Origin of the sequence: Psychrobacter sp., from assembly GCF_036731945.1 — a bacterium.
In the GTDB taxonomy this organism is placed as follows: domain Bacteria; phylum Pseudomonadota; class Gammaproteobacteria; order Pseudomonadales; family Moraxellaceae; genus Psychrobacter.
Genome location: NZ_DAINDI010000016.1, coordinates 41,599 through 47,123, shown reverse-complemented (window position 1 = coordinate 47,123; position 5,525 = coordinate 41,599). Strand labels below are relative to the sequence as shown.

General features: G+C 44.4%; 4 protein-coding genes and 2 pseudogenes. 3 read left to right on the top strand and 3 right to left on the bottom strand.

Annotation, left to right across the window (positions count from 1 at the left end; translation table 11 throughout):
- Both V7D75_RS05060 and V7D75_RS05055 read right to left on the bottom strand, forming a co-directional pair.
- Positions 1 to 406 (bottom strand): annotated as a pseudogene (locus V7D75_RS05060) (lipoyl synthase); the annotation flags it as partial.
- A 183-nt stretch (positions 407 to 589) separates the two neighbouring features.
- The gene (locus V7D75_RS05055) at positions 590 to 985 is read right to left on the bottom strand and encodes a carboxymuconolactone decarboxylase family protein (protein ID WP_201588869.1); all 396 of its coding nucleotides are present in this window, start codon (positions 983 to 985) and stop codon (positions 590 to 592) included.
- 335 nt (positions 986 to 1,320) lie between these two features.
- On the opposite strand from V7D75_RS05055, the pseudogene V7D75_RS05050 reads away from it, so the two are divergent.
- From V7D75_RS05050 to V7D75_RS05040, 3 genes and pseudogenes are all read left to right on the top strand, one after another.
- Positions 1,321 to 3,829, top strand: a pseudogene (locus tag V7D75_RS05050) (bifunctional aconitate hydratase 2/2-methylisocitrate dehydratase).
- Positions 3,830 to 4,037: 208 nt separating this feature from the next.
- Positions 4,038 to 4,481, top strand: coding sequence for a DUF805 domain-containing protein (locus tag V7D75_RS05045; RefSeq protein WP_333613671.1), 444 nt, complete (start codon positions 4,038 to 4,040; stop codon positions 4,479 to 4,481).
- Positions 4,482 to 4,636: 155 nt separating this feature from the next.
- The gene (locus V7D75_RS05040) at positions 4,637 to 5,083 is read left to right on the top strand and encodes a PACE efflux transporter (protein ID WP_200662878.1); all 447 of its coding nucleotides are present in this window, start codon (positions 4,637 to 4,639) and stop codon (positions 5,081 to 5,083) included.
- Between the two features lie 97 nt (positions 5,084 to 5,180).
- Here V7D75_RS05040 and V7D75_RS05035 read toward each other — a convergent pair.
- Positions 5,181 to 5,525 (bottom strand): enoyl-CoA hydratase-related protein (locus V7D75_RS05035; RefSeq protein WP_333613670.1); only part of this gene is annotated, 345 nt, incomplete at its 5' end.

The following is a 5,525-nucleotide window of genomic DNA, read 5'->3' as shown; positions in this document are numbered from 1 at the left end:
CTAGACCTTGAATGGTCTCAGCGGTATGGCGTGGCTCGTCTTTGTCCAATTCATTTGGACGACCATGACCGACATCACAAAACGGGCAACGACGGGTACAGATATCACCCATAATCATAAAGGTTGCCGTACCATCAGCGAAGCACTGCGGCAGATTCGGGCAAGCTGCTTCTTCACAGACGGTATAAAGCTTTTGCTCACGCAGAGTGGCTTTGATACGCGCTACTTCCGCAGGTGACGACATTTTAACCCGAATCCAATCAGGCTTTTTCTTGGCCTCGACGGTCGGAATCACTTTAATTGGGATACGCGCTACCTTGTCGTAGCCACGTAGCTTTTCGCCTTGGATGGCTTTTTTCGGTTTTGCACGGGCAGCGGGGACGTGGGTTTGTACGGCGTTTGTCATAATCAAATGTTCTCTTAACCCTTGATTTGGCATTATTAGAATGTTTTATGGATGCAGCTATTATAGCAGATAATGGCTCAAGGTTTTTTGGGCAATCTTGTTAAGACAATCAAAAAAGCTACTAAGGCTAAATAAGGTTTTATCACTAATAAGACTACTACGAAGCGCACCTTTACCCTAGTTTTATTTATTGATATCAATGTCCATGTCATTTAGCACATCTATGGCTGCGCGAAACGCTTCTTGGGTAGCAGGTGCGCCGCAATAAGGCAGGCTATGCATCAGTACTTCTCGGATTTCAGCGACGCTGGCGCCATTATTAATTGCTCCTCGGATGTGTCCCTTGAGCTCATTTGGGCTTTTTTGCGCAATTAAGAAAGCCATGGTAATTAATGAGCGATATTTGCGCGGTAATATGGTGTCGTCTTGCCACGTGCTGCCCCAAGCATGTTCGATAATCCAGTCTTGCAGCGGCTGGGTAAATGGGGACGCCGAATCGAGCGAGCGTTTGACATGTTGCTCGCCCATCACTTCGGTACGAACTTTTAGACCCTTATGATAATTGGCATTATCGTCCATCTTATTATCCTTAATATTTATTGGTAAAGTGTGTTTTATCAAGTCGCATCTAAAAATTCGCTGATAAAAAATATCTGATCGGTTTTGAGGTTGTCAGAGTATAGCAGGCACACGGTTTTTATTTAACCGCGTTAATCATATTGGTTATGGCACTATTTTTATAATAAATGTCCAATATGGCGTTATTCTGCGCCTTTTCACGGCTCAGCCATTAACATTTTGAGCGTTTTGAGCTATGATTGCACGGATAATTATTCAATGCAGTACATCGATGTAGGCTGTCATCCTGACTACTCACGTGATGTACTGGTCACCAACCGACGAGGACGACTATTGTGTTAGAAGCTTATCGTAAACATGTCGCAGAACGTGCTGAGCTAGGGACTGTACCACTTCCACTAAATGAGAAGCAGGTAGCAGAATTGGTAGAGCTACTTAAAAACCCACCAGCGGGTGAAGATGCGTTCTTGATGGACTTGTTAGAAAACCGTATTCCTGCCGGTGTTGACCAAGCCGCTTATGTTAAAGCTGCATTTTTAGCTGCTATTGTTAAAGGCGAAGCGACTTCACCACTTATCAGCAAGAAAAAAGCCGTTGAAATCTTAGGCACCATGCAAGGTGGTTACAACGTTCAGCCATTGGTTGCAGCATTAGACGACGCGGAAGTCGCACAAGAAGCTGCTGATGCGTTAAAGAAAACATTACTCGTATTTGACGCGTTCAATGACGTGACCGAAAAAGCCGAAGCTGGCAATGCTATTGCTAAAGAAGTGGTGCAATCTTGGGCTGACGCGGAGTGGTTCTTAAGCCGTCCTGAAGTACCAGAAAAAACCACTTATACCACCTTTAAAGTCACTGGCGAAACTAACACCGATGACTTGTCACCAGCGCAAGACGCGTGGAGCCGCCCTGATATCCCATTGCACGCGTTGGCCATGCATAAAAACTCTCGCGACGGCATCTTTGCTGACGAAGAGGGCGTTGTTGGTCCAATGAAGCAAATCGAAGCATTAAAAGAGAAAGGTCATCCACTTGCCTATGTTGGCGACGTCGTCGGTACAGGTTCTAGCCGTAAGTCTGCAACCAACTCTGTATTGTGGCTGATGGGCGAAGACATCCCGAACGTACCAAACAAACGTGGTGGCGGTTTGGTGCTTGGTAACAATATCGCTCCTATCTTCTTTAACACCATGGAAGATTCTGGCGCCTTACCAATCGAAAAAGTTGCCGTTGATAACCTAAACATGGGCGATGTGTTTGACATCTACCCTTATGAAGGCAAAATCACTAAGCATGACTCTGACCAATCGTGCTAGTGAATATATGGGTCTTGGTCATTCAGACGTATTTGCTAAGCCAGAAGAGCCAGCTGATACCGGTAAAGGTTTTACCCTTGCACAGAAAATGGTTGGTAAAGCTTGTGGTCTAGAAGGCGTGCGTCCTGGTATGTACTGTGAGCCAAAAATGACGACGGTTGGCTCGCAAGATACCACAGGTCCTATGACTCGTGATGAGCTAAAAGACTTGGCATGTTTGGGTTTCCAAGCAGACCTTGTGATGCAGTCATTCTGTCATACCGCTGCTTATCCAAAGCCAGTTGACGTTGAAACTCAACACACCCTACCTGACTTTATCATGAACCGTGGCGGCGTCAGCTTACGTCCTGGTGATGGTATCATTCACTCTTGGTTGAACCGTATGCTACTTCCAGATACCGTTGGTACTGGTGGTGACTCGCACACGCGTTTCCCAATGGGTATCTCGTTCCCAGCTGGCTCTGGTTTGGTTGCATTCGCAGCGGCAACTGGTGTGATGCCACTAGATATGCCTGAGTCTGTTCGTGTGCGCTTCGTTGGCGAGCGTCAACCTGGTATCACGCTACGTGACTTGGTCCATGCGATTCCTTATCAAGCCATCAAAGAAGGTTATTTGACCGTTGATAAGAAAGGTAAAATCAACGAGTTTAATGGTCGTATTTTAGAGATCGAAGGTCTAGAAGACCTAACCGCTGAGCAAGCGTTTGAATTGTCTGATGCGTCAGCTGAGCGTAGTGCTGCTGGTTGTACCATTACTTTGTCTGAAGAATCAGTAACTGAGTACCTAAACTCAAACATCACCTTGCTTAAGTGGATGATTTCAGAAGGCTATGGCGATGCGCGTACTATCAGCCGCCGCGTTGAGCAAATGCAAGAATGGCTAGCGAACCCAAGCCTCATGCGTGCTGACGAAGATGCAGAATACGCCATCGATATGACTATCGATATGAGCGAGATCAAAGAGCCAATTCTTTGCTGCCCGAACGATCCAGACGATGCTAAAACATTGGCTGACGTCGCTGGTGATACCATTGATGAAGTATTCATTGGTTCATGTATGACCAACATTGGTCACTTCCGTGCTGCGGGTAAACTGCTACAAGACGTACCAGCGGGAAGCCTTAAAACTCGTCTATGGATTGCGCCACCGACTAAGATGGATGCGCGCCAATTGATGGAAGAAGGTTATTACAACATCTACGCTCAAGCCGGCGCTCGTACTGAAATGCCAGGTTGTTCACTATGTATGGGTAACCAAGCACGTATCGCACCGAAATCTACGGCCGTTTCAACCTCTACCCGTAACTTCCCGAACCGTTTAGGTCAAGGCGCAAACGTTTATCTAGCTTCTGCAGAGCTTGCAGCGGTAGCGGCGGTACTTGGTAAATTACCAACCAACGACGAATACCAGCAATACGCTGGCATGCTAAACAGCATGGGCGATGAAGTTTATAAATACATGAACTTTGATCGTATGGAAGACTATACTGAAGAAGCGGACAAAATTAACGTTGCTCAGTTGACCTAATTTTGCTTAAAGCTTAAGTTAAGTATTTTTAAGTTTTACAATTCTTATTTAAATAGGAACCCCGTATCGTGATGATGCGGGGTTTTTTACATGTTTGAAAAATATGAATAATGGTTTGCAAACTTTTATTGAGTGCTTATAATCAAAGTCGTTGATTAAATGTTTTAGTTGACGACTCTACCGTTAAAGGTGAGTGATAATAAATCCTATGGAAAATAAAAATATGCTTGATAAAGTAACGCCGCCACCTTTACCAAATTCTGGGATGGTTAATAATCATAGTGCTGAGGCAAACTATGGCATTATGGACTGGTTTAAAAAAGGTCTAAGGAATTATACCAATTTCTCTGGACGTGCTCGGCGTAAAGAGTATTGGTATTTCGTATTGGTGCAAATGGGATTGGTCATCATAGCGATGATTTTAGATGCGATTATCTTCAATTCAGAAACAGGGCTATTCTATATCGTTGTAGCGCTTGGTTTGTTCTTGCCGGGCTTAGCAGTGACTATTCGCAGATTGCATGATACTAGCCGTTCAGGATGGTGGTTTTTGATATCTATTTTGCCATTGATAGGCTCTATTATCTTACTGGTATTTTTAGCGAGCGATACCAAGCTTGAAACCAATCAATGGGGTCCGCCAGCAAAATAAGCTGCGACTGGTTTCTCTCGTCATCTTATGTATAATATAAAAGCAGGCGGAAACCGTGGCTCTGCAATTTTTCTCATTTCTATCTCGGGACGGACCGATACTTTACTAAGCAGCTTTTTGTTTATACTGAAGTGCTAAGTGCTTTGGAGTCTTGGTTGATTACTTTATCCCCACTCAAACGTCGTATTGTCTATGTGACTATCTTTGAGATTATCGCTATTATTGCTTCTACCTTTGTGCTGATGAAACTTAGCGGCGGCGATGCGGCAGAGTCGTTACCCGTTGCGGTGATGGTGTCATTAGCTGCGGTTATCTGGAACTTTTTATACAATACTGCTTTCGAAGCGTGGGAGCGGCGCAAGCAGGTTAAAAAGCGTACCTTATTAATCCGCAGCGCTCATGCGATAGGGTTTGAAGGCGGTCTGGTATTGATTTGCCTACCGCTATATATGATTTGGTATGACGTTGGTTTAATCAAAGCATTCATGATGGAGGCGGCGTTACTACTATTTTTCTTGGTTTATACCTTTGTATTTACCTTAGGTTTTGACAAGATATTCACCTTACCGCGTTACGATAAGAGCGCTTCTGCTTCTTCATGAATAAATATATCAATCGTATTAAATGACCCAACAAAAAGGCTGCTATTAAATTAGGCAGCCTTTTTGTTGATAGTCCAGAAGATAGCGTTTGAAATTTTTATTTACCTTGATAAACGGGCTGACGTTTTTCCATAAAGGCAGTGATACCTTCAGCAAAGTCAGCGGTTTTTGCCATCATAGTTTGTTGGTCAACTTCCATATCGAGCGCTTCATTTAAACCTGAAAAAGCATGTACGTTAATCATATGTTTCATTGATGCCAAAGCTTTACCGGGCAGATTGCTTAGGCGCGTTGCCAAGGCCAATACGCTGGCGTCAAGCTCATCTTTGCTCACGACGCTATTGACTAAGTTTAGACGCGCGACATCTTCGCTAGTGAGTTTTTCACCCAGCATCACAAGTTCAGTCGTTTTCGCCGCGCCAATCAATTGATTGAGTAAGTA